Below are 18,856 nucleotides of genomic sequence, written 5' to 3' on the forward strand. Positions count from 1 at the left end.
CCACCTCGTGCCTCGCGCGTCTTCCCGGACGATCGCACCACCGTAGCGCGCGCGGAGGGGGCGAGTTGACCGGTCGGCCACCCCCGACCGCCGGCCCACCTCGGACCGCCGGTCCGCTCCGGGCCGGGCGGCCACACCGACGGCGGGGACCGGTCAGCTCCCCGTGCCGGTCCTGCCCCAGTCCGGCCCGGCCTGCGCCCACGCCCGGTCCAGTCGCGCGTACCGCCGTTGCACCAACTGCCATACGACGACCCGCCTGGCGCCTTCGACGAGCCCGGCCGCCAGCAGCGAGGTGCCGATGCCGGCGAGCACGGCCTGGTCGTGGGCGGTCTCCTCGGTCATGGGGCGGTCGACCAGCCGGCCCCGGTCGTCGGTCCAGACGCGGAACGTGTCGCCCGGGTCGGCGTTGTCCCGTGCGGTGGTCAGCGCCCCGGTGTGCGCCGCGCCGTCCGGCCCGGTCCACCGGGCGATCACCGCGCGGCGTATCTGCTGCTGGGTGGCAGCCTCGGGGTCGCGCGCGGTCGTCCGGGCACTCTCGTCGCGACCGAGCACATGGGCCGTGACGAGGTGGCGCTGCTCCTGCTGGAGCCGCGCCTCCCGCTGGAGCGAGGTGTTGGTCAGCGCGCCGCAGATCCAGCCGGCGACCGGAGCGGCGACACACATCAGCAGCAGGGCGGCGAGCGCCACCCATGCCTCGGCGAGATCGGTGGCCCGGCGCAGGGGATTGTGCCGCCAGCGCCAGAGTCCGACGACCGCACGCACAGGCCCGCACCCCCTTCCGTGTCCGTCATGCCCGTCAACGCGTCTGCCGGACTCCCGGGTTCCCGTGAAGGCACGGCCTATGCGACGGAGGAGGGTGGGACGGGTCAGCCGAGGATCTCCACCGGGTCGCCGACCCGGAGCGTGCCCGGGTGCTCGGGCACCAGATTCTGGCCGAAGATCATCTTCTTGTCGATGAGGCGGTGCCGCGCCAGGGTGCGCAACGGTTCCTTGCCGCGGCGTGCGGTGCGCTGGTCGGTGGTCGTCACGACGCAGCGCGCGCAGGGCTTGGCGACGCGGAAGGCGACCTCGCCGATCGCGATCCGGGTCCAGCGGTCCTCGTCCCAGGGGGCGGTGCCCTCGACGACCACGGTGGGCCGGAAGCGGTCCATGGGCAACGGGCCCTCGTCGGGGTGACCGCCCTGGGCGATGAGGGAGTTCAGGGCGTCCAGCGAGGAGACGGACGTGACGAGCAGGGGGTAGCCGTCGGCGAAGTTAACGGTCTCCCCGGGCAGCGCGTACTCCGGGTCGATGGGGCGGCGGCGCGCCGGGTCGTCGAGGTGCACCAGCCGTACGTCCTGGCCCAGGTAGGCGCTGAACCACTCGTCCGCGGCGGGCCCGGCCGGTACCGCCTCGACCTTCGACAGGAAGATCTCGGCCGGCACGGTCTCCGACGGCTCCGGTACGGCGACGGTCAGCGGCTCCAGCCCGGGTGCGGACACCCTAATCCCGCCGCCGGGCACGTTCTCGGCGAAGGCCAACGCCAGCCTGGGCTGCTGGCGTTGGGTGACCACCTTCGCCGCGGCGTCGATGAGCATCCAGCGGCGGTCCCCGGCGAGCCCCCATGGCTCGACCGCCGCCTCGACGGGCGAGGCCCCCCGGAGGGACTTGACCGGGCGGACGTGCAGCGAGCGCAGGGCAGGAGTCGGCATGGCCTCATCCTGCCAGCACGCGTGGCGTCCGACCGGGAGAGTCAGTACCCCCCGCCCTGGTAGGGGCGGTTGTACGGGTCGTCGTACGGGGAGGGCGCGGGCGCCGGGACGGGACGGGGCGCCGCCGGGCGCATCGCCTCGTAACCGGTGGGAACCGGCCGCGACTGGTGGTGGGGCTGCGGGCCCGGATAGCCGCCGCGCGGGGCGGTCGGCTGCTGCGGGATGTACGGCGCCGGCATGTGCTGCAGCGGGGCGGGCTGCGGAGCCGCCTGCTGGGGATAGCCGTACGACCCGCCGCCATAGGACGGCATGGGCTGGGAGGGACCCGCCGGGAGGGCGGGAAGAGCCGCGGGGAGCGCCGGCAGGTAGGAGTTGCCGGTGTCGTACGCGGGGGGCACTCGGATCGGCGCGATCTGAGGCGTGCCCCGTTCCGCGACGAGAGAGTCGTAGATCGGGGTGTCCGGGAACGACGGCGCGTTGTAGTACGCGCCGCCGTAGGAACGGGGGGAGGTCATGGCACATAAGTTAAGCCCACGATGTGCTGGTTGGGGAGGCTGATAAGCAGGTTGTTTTACGCGGTGTGAGTGGCCGCCGATCGCCAATACGAGCGAACCCGGGAAAAACGGTCACCGTCCGTGTAAAGGCCAGGCTGATGGGGGGTTACCGGCAGGTCCCCCGAGCCCGCCGAAGCCCCCGGCAAGGTGGCGTATACATAAATCCCCGACCGCTCGGCGGCGGGCACTGGTCAGCATGTCCATGCTTAAAGAAGGTCAATGTTCCACCGGACGTGCGGAGTCTTCACGCCCCATCAACATCGAATTGGGCCGGCGTAACTCCGCGTGCCCGGAAAAGTGCGCTGCGGCGCCGGTGTCCACTTCGTGGCAGCCCGCCCTGACGCCCCGTCACCTGTCCGGCGCGACCTCGGGGCGCGGATAGGTGCGCCCCTTCCAGGCGGCGCCCCGTCCCCGGTGGTGCCGCACCGCCGAATCGACCGTCATGCACAGATAGAGGGACGCCGTGAACGGCAGCAGGAGCGCCCGCCACGGCGACTGCCGGTAGTAGCGGAGCATCGGCACGTACGTCCCCGTCATCACCGCCCACGCCACCGCGCCCAGCAGGCCGGCCGCCGTGTCGCCCGCGAGCAGCCCCACGCACACGGCGGCCGGCGGCGCCAGGTACACCACCGCCAGCCCCGCCACCGTCCCGGCCAGCAGCACGGGGTTGTGCCACAACTGGGCGTACGCGCTGCGCGTCACCATCCGCCACAGATCCGCCAGCCGGGGATACGGACGGATGCTGTCCACCCGGTCGGCGAGCCCCAGCCAGATCCGGCCACCGGCCCCCTGGACCGCCCGCGCCAGCGACACGTCGTCGATCACCGCCTGACGGATCACCTCCGGGACGCGCGCCCGGACGGCCACCTCCGTCCGCAGCAGCACGCACCCGCCCGCCGCGGCCGCCGTCCGCGCCCCCGGCCTGTTGACCCGGCGGAACGGATACAGCTTGGCGAAGAAGTACACGAACGCGGGAACGACCAGCCGCTCCCAGCCCGTCGACGCCCGCAACCGCGCCATCTGCGAGACCAGGTCGAGGCCGTTCGCCGTGGCCGCCGCGACCAGCTCGCGCAGACTGTCCGGTTCATGGGCGATGTCGGCGTCCGTCAGCAGCAGGTACTCCGGCCCGCCGGAGCCGTCCGCCGCGCCACGCGCGCGTGCCCGTGCGATTCCGTGCCGCAGCGCCCACAGCTTCCCGGTCCAGCCGGGCTCCGGCGCGCCGGGCGACACCACCGTCAGCGGCGGCCCTCCGTACCGTACGGCCAGCGTGCGGGCCAGATCCCCCGTGCCGTCCGTGCTGCCGTCGTCCACCAGGAAGATCTCCAGCGGTCCCGGATAGTCCTGCGCCAGCAGCGACGGCAGGCTCAGCGGCAGCACCCCGGCCTCGTCCCTGGCCGGCACCACCACGGCGACGGACGGCCACCGGTCCGGTTCGGCGAGGCGTGGCAGGCGCTGATCGGTCCGCCAGAAGAACCCCTGCCCCAGCAGCAGCCATGCCCAGGCGGCCACCGACCCCAGGGCGATCCACGCAATGGTGCTCATTCGCCGCAGTCTGCCCCACAACGCCGGGAGCGCAAGGGTCGTCGGCTAGGGTGATCGGGTGAAGATCGCGCTTATGGACTCCGGAATCGGCCTGCTGGCGGCGGCCGCCGCGGTACGCCGGCTGCGGCCGGACGCGGCTCTCGTCCTCTCCTCCGACCCCGACGGGATGCCCTGGGGCCCCCGCACGGCCGACGACCTCACCACGCGCGCCCTCGCCGTGGCCCGCGCGGCGGCCGCACACCGGCCGGACGCGCTCATCGTGGCCTGCAACACCGCCTCCGTCCACGCCCTGCCGACGCTCCGCGCCGAGCTGGAGCCCGCGATCCCGGTCATCGGGACGGTCCCGGCGATCAAGCCGGCCGCGGCCGGTGGCGGGCCCGTCGCCATCTGGGCCACCCCCCTCACCACGGGCAGCCCCTACCAGCGCGGCCTCATCCGCGACTTCGCCGGCTCCGTCGAGGTCACCGAGGTGCCCTGCCCGGGCCTCGCCGACGCCGTCCAGTACGCCGACGAGGACGCCATCGACCGGGCCATCGCCGCGGCCGCCGCGCTCACGCCCTCCGATGCAAGGGCCGTCGTCCTGGGCTGCACCCATTACGAACTGGTCGCCGAACGCATCCGGGCCGCCGTACAGCCCGCCGGCCTGCCCCCCGTGGTGCTGCACGGCTCGGCCGACGCGGTCGCCGCCCAGGCGCTGCGCCGCATCGGCGCCCTGCCCGAGCCCGACGCGACACCCGGCACCGGCCTCACCGTGCTGCTCAGCGGCCGCACCGCCGAGCTCCCGGACGCCGCCCTGGCGTACGCGGAAGGCCGTCTGCTGGGCGAGGCCGCGCCGACGCACTGACGGCCGCGCGAACGGCCGTGATTGCGGAACGTGAGTACGCTGCTACTCATGAGGGACCACTCCCGCGCCGAGCGACCTCCCGCAGACCCGGTGCCCGACACCTGGACCGGACGAGCCACCAACCGCGTCCAGTGGGTGCTCGCCGCCGCCGGAGCCGCCTGTGTGGCCCTCGGCGTCGGGCTGGCCGTCGGCACGACGTGGACCTCCGGTACCGCCGCCCTGCTCATGGCGGTCGTCGGCTGCGTCACGGCGGGGCTGCTGGTGCTCTTCGGGACCCTCGCCTTCGTCCACGTCGAGATCACGGTCGACCGGCACGCCCTCGACGTGCGCTGCGGCCACATGGGCGTGCCACGCAGGCGCATCCCGCTCGACACCGTGGTGGACGCCGAATTCGCGCCCTCGGTCACCCCGCGCCAGTGGGGCGGCTGGGGCTACCGCTGGCTGCCCGAGAAGGGCACGGCGGTCGTCGTGCGCCGGGGCGAGGGCCTCATCCTCACCCTGGGCGACGGGCGGAGCTTCACGGTCACCGTGGACGACGCGGAAGCGGCCGTCCGCGTCATCCGCCACCGCCTCCGCCTGCGGCGGCCCACCAAGGACGAGTGGACCCTCACGGACGACCCGGACGGCGCCCCCCTCACGGACGGCCCCGACGGCCCCGGCCCGCACCGCCCGCACCGCCCGGACCCGCACCGCCCGGACCCCACGGCCGACACCGCACCCGGCCGCTGAGGCCACCCCCGCCGGACGATCCCGCCCTCCGGGAGGCGTCGCCCGCCCCGGGGCCACCGGCCGCGCTCCCGTTCGTACAGGAGATCGCCGTAGACTCCGGCACGTGAGCGCCACCATGACCGCCGTCGATGTTCCCCCTCCCGCCCCCGAGAAGCGGCGGGTCCGGTTGCCGGGGTGGTTGGCGCGGTGGGTGCGGCCGGCGGCCGCGGTGCTGTCCGGGGCGCTGCTGTTCCTGAGCTTCCCGCCCCGCCCCCTGTGGTGGCTCGCCGTGCCCGGCTTCGCGCTGCTCGGGTGGACGCTGCGGGGGCGGCGGCTGAGGGCGGGCTTCGGGCTCGGTTACCTCGCCGGGCTCGGCTTCCTCCTGCCCCTCCTCGTATGGACGGGCGAGGAGGTCGGGGCGGGGCCGTGGCTGGCGCTCGTCGCCGCCGAGTCGCTCTTCGTCGGGGCCGCCTGCCTCCTCGTCGCCGCCGTCTCACGGCTCCCCGCCTGGCCCGTGTTCGCCGCCGCCGCATGGATCGTGGGCGAGGCGGCACGCGCGCGTGTCCCCTTCGGCGGGTTCCCCTGGGGCAAGATCGCCTTCGGCCAGGCGGACGGCCTGTTCCTGCCGCTCGCCGCCGTGGGCGGCACCCCCGTGCTCGGCTTCGCCGTCGCGCTGTGCGGCTTCGGCCTGTACGAAGCGGTACGCGTCCTCCGTACGCACAAGGCGGCCGGCACCCTCCCGCGCGGCCCCCTCGCCGCGGCCGCCCTCTCCGTCTTCGTCCCGGTCACGGCCGCCCTCGCCGCCCAGCCGCTCGTCTCCGACGCCGCGCAGGACGGCACCGCCACCGTCGCCGCCATCCAGGGCAACGTGCCGCGCCTGGGGCTGGACTTCAACGCGCAGCGCCGCGCCGTCCTCGACAACCACGCCGACCGCACCGAGCAGCTCGCCGACGACGTCGCGGCGGGCAAGGCGCCGAAGCCGGACTTCGTCCTGTGGCCGGAGAACTCCTCCGACCTCGACCCCTACCGCAACAGCGACGCCCGGCGCGTCATCGACGAGGCGGTCGGGGCCATCGGCGTACCGACCGTCATCGGAGCCGTCGTCACGCCCGAGACCGGAACCCTCCGCAACACCCTCATCCAGTGGGACCCCCGGCGCGGTCCTGTCGCGACGTACGACAAGCGGCACGTCCAGCCGTTCGGCGAGTACATCCCGATGCGCTCCTTCGTACGGATCTTCAACAAGAACGTCGACCGCGTCAGCCGCGACTTCGGACCCGGCAGCGAGGTGGGCGTGTTCGACCTCGCCGGCACGAAGGTCGGGCTGGCCACCTGCTACGAGGCGGCCTTCGACTGGGCGGTACGCGACACCGTCACGCACGGCGCCCGGCTCATCTCCGTACCGAGCAACAACGCCACCTTCGGGCGCAGCGAGATGACCTACCAGCAGCTCGCCATGTCGCGGGTGCGGGCCGTCGAGCACAGCCGTTCCGTCGTCGTCCCGGTGACCAGCGGCGTCAGCGCGATCATCCTCCCGGACGGCTCGATCGTCCGGGAGTCCCGGATGTTCACGCCGGACGCCCTGGTGGCGGAGGTGCCGCTGCGCTCCTCGCTGACACCCGCGACCCGGCTGGGCACGCTGCCCGAGGCGGCCCTGGTGGCCCTGGCCGCCGCCGGGCTGGGCTGGGCGGCGGTACGTGTGGCGGCTGCACGCCGTCGTACTTCGCCGCAGGTACCGACCGCCTAGGGTCGGGGCATGGCGACTCCTGACTTCATCCGGGCCGTGCGGGCCACCGCCGGGCACCAACTGCTCTTCCTTCCCGGCGTCACCTCCGTCGTCTTCGACGACGAAGGCAGGCTCCTGCTGGTCAGACGCGCCGACAACGGCAGGTGGTCGCTCGTCGGAGGCATTCCGGAGCCGGGGGAACAGCCGGCCGTGAGCGCCGTGCGGGAGGTGCACGAGGAGACGGCCGTGGAATGCGTCGCCGAACGCGTGGTCCTGGTGGAGACGCTGCCGACGGTCACGTACGACAACGGCGACCAGTGCCAGTACGTGGACATCTGCTTCCGCTGCCGGGCCGTCGGCGGGGAGGCGCGCGTCAACGACGACGAGTCGCTGGAGGTGGGCTGGTTCCCGCTGGACGCGCTGCCGCCGCTGCGCGAGGGCGAACTGTTCCGGATCAAGCAGGCCCTCACCGACGGCCCCACATGGTTCTCCACCATGGCTGAATAGGGCGAAGTATGTGCCCGGGCCACATCGGCCGTGGGCGCCACGCTCCCTAGGGTGCGGAACATGACCGCACCCCACACCGTCACCTCCCTCGACCTCGGCGGCCGCACCGCGCTCGTCACCGGCGCGGCGAGCGGCATCGGCCGCGCCTGCGCGCTGCGGCTCGCGGCCGCCGGGGCGAAGGTCCGGGCCGTCGACCGGGACGCCCAGGGCCTGGACGCCCTGACCCGGACGGCGCCCGCGACGGCCGGGGCGGTCGAACCCCACGTCCTGGACCTCACCGACCTCGACGCCGCCGAGGAACTGGCGGCGGGCACCGACATCCTCGTCAACAACGCCGGGCTGCAACTGGTCCGCCCCATCGAGGAGTTCCCCCCGGACGTCTTCCACACCGTCCTCACCGTGATGCTGGAGGCCCCCTTCCGGCTGATCAGGGGCGCGCTGCCGCACATGTACGCGCGAGGATGGGGCCGAATCGTCAACCTCTCCTCCGTACACGGCCTGCGCGCCTCCCCCTACAAGTCCGCCTATGTGGCCGCCAAACACGGCCTGGAAGGCCTGTCCAAGACCGCCGCCCTCGAAGGCGCACCGCACGGCGTCACCTCCAACTGCGTCAACCCCGGCTACGTACGCACCCCCCTGGTCGAAGCACAGGTCGCGGACCAGGCGGAGGCCCACGGCATCCCGCCCGAGCGGGTCCTGACCGACGTCCTGCTCAAGGACTCCGCGCTCAAGCGGCTCGTCGAACCCGAAGAGGTCGCCGAGGCCGTCGCCTACCTCTGCTCCCCGCACGCCTCGTTCATCACCGGCACCTCGCTCGTCCTCGACGGCGGCTGGACCGCGCACTGAGCGAGGCACGGAGCACCCCGCGAGTTGTCCACAGGGCTGGTGCGACCACCCGTACGGCAGGTATCCCTGTGACCATGTCCGAAGAACAGCTCCGCACGCCGGAGCCCAGCGCCGACCCGGCCGCCTACCTGGGGCTTCTCGCGCGCGGGGCAGCCGTCGAGGCGTACGACCGGCCCGTGCTGCTCGCCCGTGCGAGCGGCGCCGGCCCCGACGCGCTCGCCGCGCTCGAGCACGCCAAGCAGCTCGCGCTGCGCGTCCGCGCCGAGCTGGAGGGACGCCGGCGCCGCGAGGCCGAGCTGTCGGCGCTGTTCGAGACGGCCCACGACCTGGCCGGGCTGCGCGACCTGGACGCGGTGCTGCGCGCGATCGTGCAGCGCGCCCGGTCGCTGCTGGGCACGGAGGTCGCGTACCTGAGCCTCAACGATCCGGCCGCCGGCGACACCTACATGCGGGTCACCGAGGGCTCGGTGTCGGCGCGCTTCCAGCAGCTCCGCCTCGGCATGGGGGAGGGCCTCGGCGGCCTCGTCGCCCAGACCGCCCGGCCGTACGTGACGGAGAGCTACTTCGACGATGAGCGGTTCCGGCACACGAGGGCCATCGACTCCGGCGTACGGGACGAGGGCCTGGTGGCCATCCTGGGCGTGCCGCTCATGCTCGGCAGCCAGGTGATCGGCGTGCTCTTCGCCGCCGACCGGCGCGCCCGGGTCTTCGAGCGGGAACAGGTCGCGCTGCTCGGCTCGTTCGCCGCGCACGCGGCCGTCGCCATCGACACCGCCAACCTGCTGGCCGAGACCCGGTCGGCGCTGGCCGAGCTGGAGCGGGCCAACGGCATCATCCGCGCCCACAGCGGTGTCATCGAGCGCGCCTCGGAGGTGCACGACCGGCTGACCGAACTGGTCCTGCGCGGCGGCGGCGTCCACGACGTGGCGGCGGCCGTGTCGGAAGTCCTGGACGGCTCGGTGGAGTTCACCGAAGGCCCGCTGCCCAGCGAGTGCGTCGACGGCCACGCGACACGCCGGGGCGACGAATGGGTCGCGGCCGTGTCGGCGGGCGGCGAGGTCCTCGGCGCGCTCGTGCTCCACGGCCACCCGGACCTCGACCCGGTCGACCAGCGGACCCTGGAGCGCGCGGCCATGGTCACCTCCCTGCTGCTGCTCGCCCGCCGCTCCGCCGGGGAGGCCGAACAGCGGGTACGAGGGGAACTGCTCGACGACCTGCTGGACGCGCCCGAGCGGGACCGGCGGCTGCTCAAGGAGCGCGCTGCCCGGCTCCGCGCCGACTTCGACGCCCCGCACGTGGTGCTGGCCGCCCGCATCGACCGACCGGACGCGCCCGCCGGACCGTACGCCGACCGGCACACCGATCCGCAGACCGATCCGCACACCGATCCGCACGCCACCGAGCGGGACGGGGCCGACCGGCAGCGCCTCTGGTCCGCCGCCTCGCACCTGGCGGCCACCCGCCACGGCCTCGCCTCCGCCCGCGACGGCGGCACCGTGCTGCTGCTGCCGCTGGGGCCGGGCGACACCGCCGCCGACCTGGCCCGCCAGACCGCCAAGCACCTCGGCGGCACCCTGCGCGAACCGGTCACCGTCGGCGCCTCCTCCCCGGTCGACGCGCCGGCCACCCACCCGGGCGCCATAGCCCCCGCGTACGCCGAGGCCCGCCGCTGCCTGGACGCCCTGCGCCTGCTCGGCCGCTCCGGCGAGGGCGCGGCGGCCTCGGACCTGGGCTTCCTGGGCCTGCTGCTGGCCGACACCCGGGACATCACCGGTTTCGTGACCCGCACGATCGGCGAGGTCGTCGCCTACGACCGGAGCCGTGGCACCGAGCTGGTCCGCACGCTCGACGCGTACTTCGCCAGCGGGATGAGCCCGGTCCGTACGAAGGACGAACTGCACGTCCACGTCAACACGGTGGCGCAGCGCCTGGAACGGATAGGCCGGCTCCTCGGCCCCGACTGGCAGTCCCCGCCCCGGTCCCTGGAGATCCAGCTCGCCCTCCGCCTCCACTCCATGTCCGCCGCGGTGGCACGCTGAAACGGCCGGCCGCCCCGCGCGGGGCGACCGGCCGATCCGTACCGGCTCAGCGTCCCACCGCGACCCCGTCCTGTTCCTCGGCCACATCGGACAGGTCCCGGTGGCGGGTCTCCCGGGCGCACGCGATCGCGACCACGGTGAGCAGCGCCGCCGCGATGACGTACAGGGCGATCGGCGTCGAGCTGTCGTAATCGGCCAGCAGCGCGGTCGCGATCAGCGGCGCCGGGGCACCGGCCGCCACCGACGAGAACTGCGCGCCGATGGAGGCGCCCGAGTACCTCATCCGGGTCGCGAACATCTCGGAGAAGAACGCCGCTTGCGGCGCGTACATCGCCCCGTGCAGCACCAGCCCGACGGTCACGGCCAGCAGCAGACTGCCGAAGCTCCCGCTGTCGATGAGCGCGAAGAAGGGGAACATCCACGCCCCGACGCCGACCGCACCGATCAGGTAGACCGGCCGGCGCCCGATACGGTCCGACAGCGCTCCCCAGGCGGGGATCACCGCGAAGTGCACGGCGGAGGCGATGAGTACGGCATTGAGCGCGGTCTGCTTGCTGAGCCCGGCCGACGTCGTCGCGTACACCAGGATGAACGCCGTGACGACGTAGTAGCTGATGTTCTCGGCCATCCGCGCGCCCATCGCGATCAGCACATCGCGCCAGTGGTACCGCAACACGGCGACCAGCGGCATCCTCTCCACCTGGGCCGTCTCCGCCTTCCGCGCCTCGGCCCGGGCCAGCGCGGCCTTGAAGACGGGCGACTCGTCGACGGACAGCCGGATCCACAGACCGACGATCACCAGAACTCCGGACAGCAGGAACGGGATGCGCCACCCCCACGAGGTGAACGCCGCGTCCGACAGCAGCGCGGTCAGCGCGGACAGCACCCCGGTCGCCAGCAACTGCCCGGCGGGCGCCCCGGTCTGCGGCCACGACGCCCAGAACCCACGCCTCCGCGCGTCCCCGTGCTCCGACACCAACAGCACGGCCCCGCCCCACTCACCCCCGAGCGCAAACCCCTGCACCAACCGCAACACGGTGAGCAGCGCGGGCGCGGCCGTCCCGATCGTGGCGTGCGTCGGCAACAACCCGATGGCAAACGTCGCCCCACCCATCAGCAGCAGGCTGAGCACCAGCAACTTCTTCCGCCCGAGCCGGTCCCCGTAATGCCCGAACACCAACGCCCCGAGCGGCCGCGCGGCGAACCCGACGGCGTACGTAAGAAAGGACAGCAGGGTCCCGACGAGCGGATCGGAGTCGGGAAAGAACAGCCGATTGAAGACAAGCGCGGCAGCCGACCCATAGAGGAAGAAGTCGTACCACTCGATGGTCGTGCCGATGAGGCTCGCGGCGACGATGCGCTTGAGACTGGAGGGGGCTGCTGGAGCGGTCGCGGGGGAGGACATCGGCACCACTTCCTGGCGGCTGACGGGGACGTTTGTGTGTCGCCACACCGTAGGAAGGCGCAGGTCAGAGGCGTATGTGGTGGGACACCACAGTTCTGTCGTTGGGAGTGCGCGGGGCCACCATGGGGACGCTCTCGAAGCCTCGGCGAGACCCTCGACGAGGCCACGAAGGGCACTGCCCGAGTTGCATTATTCGGGCACGATTTGGAGGCGCCGTGCTGACTCCCGTGCTGGTTCGGTGCTGACTAAAAGCCCATTGGGACGGCCTGAAGGAGAGGGATGAACCGCGTGACGTCGTGCGGTTGCCGCTGGTCAGGGTGACTGCGAGCGGAATGCCCGTGGCGTCGGTGATCAGGTGGTGCTTGCTGCCGTTTCTGCCCCGGTCAACGGGGCTTCGTCCGGTCTTGGAGCCCCTTTAACGCGTATGTGAGAGCCGTCGACCACGGCGCGGGAGAAGTCCAGTGCGTCCGCTCCGCGGAGACGAGCGAGGAGAGTCTCGTGTAGTCGCGGCCAGACACCGGCCTCGGTCCACTCCGCCAGGCGGCGCTAGCAGGTCATGCCCGATCCGAAGCCCATTTCCTGCGGGAGGTGTTCCCGGGCGATCCCAGTGTGCAGGACGAACAGGATGCCCTGGAACACCAGCCGGTCCGGATGCCGCTTCCGCCCTGGATGCCGAGCCCGACGCTCCACCCTGGGCAGGAGCGGCTCGGTCACCGCCCAGAGCTCATCGTCCACTTCCCACGGCTTCCGCCGAGCCATCGCGCACCCCCCCGATCAAAGCTCTCAGGGCCATCCAACCAGCCCGAAGATCATTTCGTTAGGGGTTGTAAGTGCGTTGTGCCGCCAGCTTGAGCGTCTGCGCGCTGGGCCCGGGATTCAACCAAGGACAGCACTCTTCCGGGTGTATGCGTGGCAGAACTCCGAGCATCAGCACTGAAGAAAACCTGCCGTGACGGCAGTAGACTTTCGCTTGTCGCAGGGATACTGTTTCCGTCGTACCCAGGAAGTCGAAGTGGGCACGGCAGAGACGACTGCCGTGCGAGAAGGTCAAGCAGGACGCGACCTGGACGAACGGTCGTGAGCCGTACCCGCGGTATCCAGCAGTACAACCGAGTAACCGAATGAGGTAAGGAGCAGAACGCCATCAGGATCGCCCGGGCGAGGAAGACGCCGCCCGGGTACCGCAAGGCCCCGGATTGGAAGGTGGTCCCCGGTCACGCAGCCGCGATCCCCGCAGCCCCGCCCTCCCAGGCGGAACATGCGGACACAGAAGGCCGGCGCAGTCAGCCGGTAGATGGTGTTGAAAGCTCGGGGCCCGGGTGCCGTACGGCACCCGGGCCCCCCGATGCGTCCCCCGAAAGAAGAGGTCTATGCCCCCTCGCAGTACCCGCCCCGTCGACAATCTCGATGACGACGACTACCCCGCCTACACCATGGGCCGGGCCGCCGAAATGCTCGGCACCACCCCCGCCTTCCTCCGCGCCCTCGGCGAACACCGCCTGATCACCCCCCTGCGCTCCGAAGGCGGCCACCGCCGCTACTCCCGCTATCAGCTGCGCATCGCCGCCCGCGCCCGCGAACTCGTCGACCAGGGCACCCCCGTCGAGGCCGCCTGCCGCATCGTCATCCTCGAAGACCAGCTCGAGGAAGCCCAGCGCATCAACGAGCAACTGCGCACCCAAGGCGCCCAGGCGCACTCGAAGACCTCAGCCTGACGGCGCCCGTCGACCCAAGCGCTCGAACGCCGACCGCCAGCGGACGAGGCAGCCGCCACCGGTCTATGGCCCAAGCCCAGGCTGGGCCCGACACCGAGGACCCCGGAACACCTGCCGGGGTCCTCCGTCATTCAAGGGGGCGCGCCGGGCGCACGGCCATGGCCCCATGAGGTCACCCGCCTGCGGGGCGCCCTTGCTTCCTCGGTCACTTCCGCCCACGACCGGCCCCTCACCATCCGTGGCGGGGAGACCGAGGAGGGTCCGCCCGCCACGGCGCCTCTCCGCCGCGTCCCGGATCCGACCTCGGGGATGTGCTGTCGAGCACGCTCCACCGTCTCGGCGGGGTCAGCACTCTGTCGCGGCTGCTGGGCAGCCCTTGGCCGCCACGCAGCCGGGCCAAAGTGCGCGCTGGGTGTGACGATCAGCCGGTTGGGCGCCGCTGCGGGCCGTTTCAGCGGGCAGGGGACCTTGCGTACCAGGTCATGTCCCGCCGGTCGCGGGTGAGCACCGGATGCACGACGAGGCCGACGGCGTGCCGCACGGGTCCTCGAAGTTGCGGACGAGTCCGCCGGCCCCCGGGCTGCGCCCGGGCGGTGGCCACCCGGCCCCCGTCGGCCGCGGCGTGTGCCTGCTTGGCGAAGAAGGTGAGTACGCCGGCCCGGCCACCCGGGCGTGATGCAGACGCGTCGGCCGCTCTTCGTGGTCGGCAGCATGCGGCGGTCAGCCGGACGAGCCGCCGCGAGGGAGCGGCTCCGGGCTGCAGGTGACGCAATAGCCGTCGCCGTACGGCATTCCGACCCCGGCGCCATGGGCGACCGTATGGGCGTGGAGAGCAACGGGCCGAAATGCTCGGCCCGTTCGTCGAGAGGACCGACATCACCACGCCCGTGCGGCCACGACCTGCTGTTCGTCCAGCAACAGGCCGCGTCACGACCATGCCAGCGCATGCGCTGCCTCGGGGCGACGCAACCCGGACTAGATGTGTCCCTGCCAAAAATATTGAAAAGCCATGTGACATGTGCCATTTTACAGCGCACCCCGTCAGTGGACGGGCCCCCCTACTCCCATCCCCAGGAGTCAATCTTGCGCGCCATGGCCGTCGCCACCGCCCTGCTCATAGCCGCCGTCGCGGCTCCCCCCGCACAAGCATCCCAGGCCCTCCAGGTCTCCAAGGCCTCCCAGACCGGACAGGTCTCCCACGCCTCCCACGCCGACCCCAGGCCGGACCACGTCTTCGCGGACCCGGGCATGCGCCCGGCCCACGGGAAGGCCAAGGGCGCTCCCGGCGCTACCGGGACCGCCGGCGGCAAGCTCGAATCGCGAATCCTGCCGATCGTCCACAACTGCAGCCCGACGCTGCGCATCCGCGCCCAGGAGATGACCGCCGACCAGTTGACGGCGACCTGCGTCAGCCTGGCCAACCAGGACGCCTACTTCCACAACGTGGTCAAGGACTCCGGGCCGGTCGCGGACGACTACAACACCACCCTGGAGGTCGACGTCTTCAACTCGAGCGCTGACTACAAGGCCTACGCGGGGAAGATCTACGGCATCGACACCAACAACGGCGGCATGTACCTGGAGGGAGACCCGGCCCGGACGGGTAACCAGCCGCGGTTCATATGCTACGAGCGCACCGACGTGAGCCCCGGCTGGCAGATCTGGAACCTCAACCACGAGTACACCCACTACCTTGACGGCCGCTTCGACCTGTACGGCGACTTCAGCGCCAGCCAGACCACACCCACCGTGTGGTGGGGCGAGGGCATCGCGGAGTACATCTCCTACTCCTACCGCGGCGTCACCTACGCCAGCGCCGTGGCCGAGGCAGGCAAGCACACGTACTCCCTGCGCACGCTGTTCGACACCACCTACGCCAACAGTGACGTCAACCGCACTTACAACTGGGGTTACCTCGCCGCCCGCTACATGATCGAAAGGCACCCGGCCGACATCGCCACCGTGCTCGGCCACTACCGCACCGGAAACTGGGCCGCCGCCCGTGCCTTCCTCACCTCGCTGGACTACGAGAGCGACTGGAACGCCTGGCTGACGGCCGTGGCGGCGGGCGCCTGACCCGTACGACTGCTACGGCCTGGGCTTCCCGCGCACAGGCACCGCACGACTTCGGAAACGACGAAGACCTCGGCCGGTCGAGAAGACCGGCCGGGGTCTCGTCGCTGTTCATGGTCCGGCTCACCGAACCCTTCGGGGAACGCACCACGGTGAACTCACCTGCCAGGGACGGGCCGAGAGCACGGTCCGACGAGTCACCGTGACCAACCAGGGCCGTGCTGCCCGGAACACGCGACACTTCACCATGCGACCTCACCAGCCCGAGACCCGCGAGCCCCGCGGGTCCAGGCACACCGAAGCCTGTTCAGCTGGGCTCGCGGGTGGGTCCGCCTGCGTCATCCGGGCGAATCCGTCGGCTCTGCGAGGCGGCGGCCTTCGGCCCTGACCTCGGCATCGACCTGGTCCACGGTTCTGTCGCCGTATGGGAGGACGTCGTACTCGTCGTCGAGTTCGGCGAGCCGCTCAGCCACGGGCAGCTCATGTCCGTAGCGCTGGTGAATCCGGAACGTCAACTCCCGAGGCGTGAGTTCCCCGACGAGCATGCGACGTGCGAGCGCTCGGGCGGCGGCTTCCTGGCCGGGCTCGCTGGCGACCGGATAGAAGGTGAGGCCGAGTTCGTCGAGTGCCGCGGGAAACAAATCGTGGATGCCGTAGTCCGCCTCGGCGCGGGTGCAGGCGGCGAGAACGCGAAGGCTGGGGGTGTCGAGTCCGGCGACGAGCGCGTCGCAGGCGGCGGTGACCACATCGCTCGCACGGATTTCTCCCGCAGTACAGAGGGCGGCATGGTCCTGTAGAGCGATCGTTGCTGCTTCGGTGGACGTCACCAGCCCATGATTTCCTTCACGGTGGCCCCGGTCGAACGGTTTCATCCACGTTGCTGATCAGCGGCCGGTTCCAGCGGGGCTCGCGCGGAGTCTGCGTTGCGCTGGCGGGAAGCGCCCAAGTGTCGTCCCGGGCCTGGGCTCCTCTTGGCCGTGACGGCGATCAGGGAACGCGCGGCGCCCAGCAGGGTCGTACGTCCAGGTCATGGGCACAGGCCCCGGTGCCGCACCGGTGTCAACCGCTGGCATTGGAGTCACACCCTCATCCAGCCGACAACGCGATCGACATGAGACCGACCCATGGTGCCTCGCCCCGGGGGGGGGGCAACAGTCGGGCGCCGCGTCGGACTGGTGCGGGCGTTGCTCATCGCCCCGCCTCGCCCCGCCTCGTCCCGCCTCCGTACCGACGCCGGTACCGTGCCGACGCTGTGCTCCCGCTTGCCGCCTGCTGCCCCGCAGACTCCAGACCCCGTGCGCAGAGGTTCCCGCCCGCCGGACCCGGAAGCCGCATCACCGCCCCAGGGGCGCCCCCGGACAAGCGCGGCCTTCTTCGACCATCCGGGCCTCCCCATTAAAGAACGCTCGTTCTTGACCGAACGTTCTTTAACGCGTACGGTCATGGGCATGGGACGACCACGCGCCTTCGACACCGAACAGGCCGTCAGTGCCGCGGCCGCCCTCTTCGCCACCCACGGCTACGAGGGCACCTCGGTGGACGACCTGGTCTCAGCGACCGGCATTCACCGAGGCAGTCTCTACAAGGTCTTCGGTTCCAAACGGGGCCTGCATTTGACCGCCCTGCGCAGTCACCTCGACCACGAGATCCACCCGGCCAGCGCCGCCATCGCCACCCTCACCGACCCCACACAGGCACTGACAGCGGCCATCGCCTCGTACGACAACGGCCCGGCCGCCGGGCTTCTCCTGCTCGCCGCCGCCGAACGTGCCCCCCACGACCCGGAGGTCGCCGCGATGGTCGCGGAAGGCATCACCGCGCTGGAGGACGCCCTGCGCCCCTCCCACGGTGATGCCGCCCCTCAACTCGCCTCCACTGTCCTCGGTACCCGCCTGCGCCTGCGCGCCCAGCCGACCGCCCCCAAGGAGCACTGACATGGCCCTGATTTCCATCGACCGCGAACGTGGCCTGCTGACTGCCGAATTCCAGGGCCTCGACAAGCTCTGGACGCTCAAGAGCCGCCTGGACATCCCCCTCACCCACGTACGTGGCGCCACCCACGACCCGGGCATCGCCCGCGAACCGAAGGGCGTGCGCGTCGGCGGCACCTACTTCCCCGGTGTGATCACCGCCGGCCGCTTCCGCCGCGACGGTGAACGCCTCTTCTGGGACGTGAAGAACCCGGACAAGGCGGTCGTGGTCGAGCTCGCCGACGCCGAAAGCTACGACCGCCTCGTCATCGAGGTGGACGACCCCCGCGCCACTGTGGCCCTCATCGAGCAGTCCATCTCCCACGACTGAACCGTGACGTCCGGCCGGTAGGCACTTCTGGGCGCCCTGTGGGACCCCTGTAGGTGTTCATCGACGACCGTGTGCCGCCTCGTCGCCGGACCGGGCCACCGCAGAAGCCGTCGGACGCCGAACCGCTGTGACCGGCCGTGGCGCAAGCGCGGCTGGGCGTCCCGCCGGCCCGGCGCTGGCTCCGGCTCGGCCACGCCCGACCGTGGCACCTGCCCCCTGTCCGCCGGGCCGGCGAGTCCTGTCAGGCGGCCGTCACGCTCGCATTCCCGCCCGGCCAAAGTCGGGCCTGGTCATGGCCGGAGCCTGGAGGCCAGGCCCTCGAAGTAGCTCCGGTGCAGAGCGGTCAGATCCACCTGCTCGGGGTCCAGCAGCCACAGCAGGTGGGCCCCCTCGATGAACGCGGCCGTCTCCGCGGCCAGGACCGACGGGTTCAGTCCGGCGCGGGCCGAACCGTCGGCCACGGCGCGCGCGAACAGGGAGACCAGATGGGTCCGCAGCGCCCGGCTGCGGTCCCGGAACCAGGTGTGGAGCGCGGAACCGGGCTCCAGGTTCTCCGCGGTGAGGGTGGTGTGCAGGGCGGCCAGTTGGCGTTCGGTGGCGGCGGTGTGCTCGGCGTCCCGTATGAACCAGTCGAAGGCTTGGTCCAGGGTGGGTTCGGCGCCCGGCGGGATGGACAGCCGATCCAGGGCGCGCCGGTCGGCCTCCTCCAGGACGGCTTGTACGAGCCCGTCCTTGCTGCCGAAGTGGTGGATCAGGGCGGAGGGGGTGGCGCCGGCGCGCTCGGCGATCGCGGCCACTCCGGTGCCGCGCACCCCTTGCCGCGCGAACAGCTCGATCGCGGCATCGACCATGGCGCGGCGGCGTTCCACCCCCCGCTTCTGCACCTGTCCCTTGACTCCGGCCAT

General features: G+C 72.0%; 15 protein-coding genes and 3 pseudogenes. 10 read left to right on the plus strand and 8 right to left on the minus strand.

The window, feature by feature from the left end; translation table 11 throughout:
- Nucleotides 1-153 precede the first annotated feature (153 nt).
- From AB0J57_RS05865 to AB0J57_RS05880, 4 genes are all read right to left on the minus strand, one after another.
- A complete protein-coding gene (locus AB0J57_RS05865; protein WP_366126737.1) occupies nt 154-762 on the minus strand; it encodes a hypothetical protein in 609 nt (202 codons plus the stop codon).
- A gap of 104 nt (nt 763-866) precedes the next feature.
- On the minus strand, nt 867-1,691 hold the full coding sequence (locus AB0J57_RS05870) for an MOSC N-terminal beta barrel domain-containing protein (protein WP_366126738.1): 825 nt from the start codon (nt 1,689-1,691) through the stop codon (nt 867-869).
- Nucleotides 1,692-1,732: 41 nt separating this feature from the next.
- A complete protein-coding gene (locus AB0J57_RS05875; RefSeq protein ID WP_366126739.1) occupies nt 1,733-2,206 on the minus strand; it encodes a DUF6643 family protein in 474 nt (157 codons plus the stop codon).
- Nucleotides 2,207-2,593: 387 nt separating this feature from the next.
- Nucleotides 2,594-3,787, minus strand: coding sequence for a glycosyltransferase (locus AB0J57_RS05880; protein WP_366126740.1), 1,194 nt, complete (start codon nt 3,785-3,787; stop codon nt 2,594-2,596).
- 58 nt (nt 3,788-3,845) lie between these two features.
- Between AB0J57_RS05880 and AB0J57_RS05885 the strand changes: the two genes are divergently transcribed.
- The 6 genes and pseudogenes from AB0J57_RS05885 to AB0J57_RS05910 all read left to right on the plus strand — a co-directional run bounded on the left by AB0J57_RS05885 (nt 3,846) and on the right by AB0J57_RS05910 (nt 10,457).
- The gene (locus tag AB0J57_RS05885) at nt 3,846-4,631 is read left to right on the plus strand and encodes an aspartate/glutamate racemase family protein (protein ID WP_366126741.1); all 786 of its coding nucleotides are present in this window, start codon (nt 3,846-3,848) and stop codon (nt 4,629-4,631) included.
- A 48-nt stretch (nt 4,632-4,679) separates the two neighbouring features.
- Nucleotides 4,680-5,207, plus strand: a pseudogene (locus AB0J57_RS05890) (hypothetical protein); the annotation flags it as partial.
- A 256-nt stretch (nt 5,208-5,463) separates the two neighbouring features.
- Nucleotides 5,464-7,086, plus strand: coding sequence for an apolipoprotein N-acyltransferase (gene lnt, locus AB0J57_RS05895; protein WP_366126742.1), 1,623 nt, complete (start codon nt 5,464-5,466; stop codon nt 7,084-7,086).
- A gap of 9 nt (nt 7,087-7,095) precedes the next feature.
- Nucleotides 7,096-7,572 carry an NUDIX domain-containing protein gene (locus AB0J57_RS05900; RefSeq protein ID WP_366126743.1) on the plus strand — a complete coding sequence of 159 codons (477 nt, stop codon included), beginning with the start codon at nt 7,096-7,098 and terminating at the stop codon, nt 7,570-7,572.
- Nucleotides 7,573-7,632: 60 nt separating this feature from the next.
- Nucleotides 7,633-8,418, plus strand: coding sequence for a 3-hydroxybutyrate dehydrogenase (locus AB0J57_RS05905; RefSeq protein ID WP_366126744.1), 786 nt, complete (start codon nt 7,633-7,635; stop codon nt 8,416-8,418).
- A gap of 74 nt (nt 8,419-8,492) precedes the next feature.
- On the plus strand, nt 8,493-10,457 hold the full coding sequence (locus tag AB0J57_RS05910) for a GAF domain-containing protein (RefSeq protein ID WP_366126745.1): 1,965 nt from the start codon (nt 8,493-8,495) through the stop codon (nt 10,455-10,457).
- A 46-nt stretch (nt 10,458-10,503) separates the two neighbouring features.
- Here AB0J57_RS05910 and AB0J57_RS05915 read toward each other — a convergent pair whose 3' ends face one another.
- Both AB0J57_RS05915 and AB0J57_RS05920 read right to left on the minus strand, forming a co-directional pair.
- The gene (locus AB0J57_RS05915; RefSeq protein WP_366126746.1) at nt 10,504-11,862 is read right to left on the minus strand and encodes an MFS transporter; all 1,359 of its coding nucleotides are present in this window, start codon (nt 11,860-11,862) and stop codon (nt 10,504-10,506) included.
- 257 nt (nt 11,863-12,119) lie between these two features.
- Nucleotides 12,120-12,621, minus strand: a pseudogene (locus AB0J57_RS05920) (IS5 family transposase); the annotation flags it as partial.
- 611 nt (nt 12,622-13,232) lie between these two features.
- On the opposite strand from AB0J57_RS05920, the gene AB0J57_RS05925 reads away from it, so the two are divergent.
- Both AB0J57_RS05925 and AB0J57_RS05930 read left to right on the plus strand, forming a co-directional pair.
- Nucleotides 13,233-13,577, plus strand: a complete 345-nt coding sequence (locus AB0J57_RS05925; RefSeq protein WP_366126747.1) for a MerR family transcriptional regulator — start codon at nt 13,233-13,235, stop codon at nt 13,575-13,577.
- A 1,308-nt stretch (nt 13,578-14,885) separates the two neighbouring features.
- Nucleotides 14,886-15,647 (plus strand): annotated as a pseudogene (locus AB0J57_RS05930) (collagenase); the annotation flags it as partial.
- Nucleotides 15,648-15,988: 341 nt separating this feature from the next.
- Here the strand turns inward: AB0J57_RS05930 and AB0J57_RS05935 are convergent.
- Nucleotides 15,989-16,477 carry a hypothetical protein gene (locus AB0J57_RS05935; RefSeq protein WP_366126748.1) on the minus strand — a complete coding sequence of 163 codons (489 nt, stop codon included), beginning with the start codon at nt 16,475-16,477 and terminating at the stop codon, nt 15,989-15,991.
- Nucleotides 16,478-17,098: 621 nt separating this feature from the next.
- Here AB0J57_RS05935 and AB0J57_RS05940 point away from each other — a divergent pair.
- Complete coding sequence (locus tag AB0J57_RS05940) at nt 17,099-17,584, plus strand: TetR/AcrR family transcriptional regulator (RefSeq protein WP_366126749.1); 486 nt, start codon at nt 17,099-17,101, stop codon at nt 17,582-17,584.
- A 1-nt stretch (nt 17,585) separates the two neighbouring features.
- Nucleotides 17,586-17,951 carry a hypothetical protein gene (locus AB0J57_RS05945; protein ID WP_366126750.1) on the plus strand — a complete coding sequence of 122 codons (366 nt, stop codon included), beginning with the start codon at nt 17,586-17,588 and terminating at the stop codon, nt 17,949-17,951.
- 290 nt (nt 17,952-18,241) lie between these two features.
- Here the strand turns inward: AB0J57_RS05945 and AB0J57_RS05950 are convergent, their stop codons facing one another.
- The gene (locus AB0J57_RS05950) at nt 18,242-18,856 is read right to left on the minus strand and encodes a helix-turn-helix domain-containing protein (protein ID WP_366126751.1); all 615 of its coding nucleotides are present in this window, start codon (nt 18,854-18,856) and stop codon (nt 18,242-18,244) included.

Origin of the sequence: Streptomyces sp. NPDC049837 (assembly GCF_040674455.1) — a bacterium.
Taxonomy (GTDB): Bacteria; Actinomycetota; Actinomycetes; order Streptomycetales; family Streptomycetaceae; genus Streptomyces.

Excerpts from the sequence above, each read along its gene's own strand:
- AB0J57_RS05875 (WP_366126739.1), bottom strand. The coding sequence starts at position 2,206 with ATGACCTCCCCCCGTTCCTACGGCGGCGCGTACTACAACGCGCCGTCG.
- AB0J57_RS05870 (WP_366126738.1), bottom strand. The coding sequence starts at position 1,691 with ATGCCGACTCCTGCCCTGCGCTCGCTGCACGTCCGCCCGGTCAAGTCC.
- AB0J57_RS05910 (WP_366126745.1), top strand. The coding sequence starts at position 8,493 with ATGTCCGAAGAACAGCTCCGCACGCCGGAGCCCAGCGCCGACCCGGCC.
- AB0J57_RS05940 (WP_366126749.1), top strand. The coding sequence starts at position 17,099 with ATGGGACGACCACGCGCCTTCGACACCGAACAGGCCGTCAGTGCCGCG.
- AB0J57_RS05900 (WP_366126743.1), top strand. The coding sequence starts at position 7,096 with ATGGCGACTCCTGACTTCATCCGGGCCGTGCGGGCCACCGCCGGGCAC.
- AB0J57_RS05925 (WP_366126747.1), top strand. The coding sequence starts at position 13,233 with ATGCCCCCTCGCAGTACCCGCCCCGTCGACAATCTCGATGACGACGAC.
- AB0J57_RS05915 (WP_366126746.1), bottom strand. The coding sequence starts at position 11,862 with ATGTCCTCCCCCGCGACCGCTCCAGCAGCCCCCTCCAGTCTCAAGCGC.
- AB0J57_RS05945 (WP_366126750.1), top strand. The coding sequence starts at position 17,586 with ATGGCCCTGATTTCCATCGACCGCGAACGTGGCCTGCTGACTGCCGAA.
- AB0J57_RS05905 (WP_366126744.1), top strand. The coding sequence starts at position 7,633 with ATGACCGCACCCCACACCGTCACCTCCCTCGACCTCGGCGGCCGCACC.
- AB0J57_RS05880 (WP_366126740.1), bottom strand. The coding sequence starts at position 3,787 with ATGAGCACCATTGCGTGGATCGCCCTGGGGTCGGTGGCCGCCTGGGCA.
- AB0J57_RS05950 (WP_366126751.1), bottom strand. The coding sequence starts at position 18,856 with ATGGCCGGAGTCAAGGGACAGGTGCAGAAGCGGGGGGTGGAACGCCGC.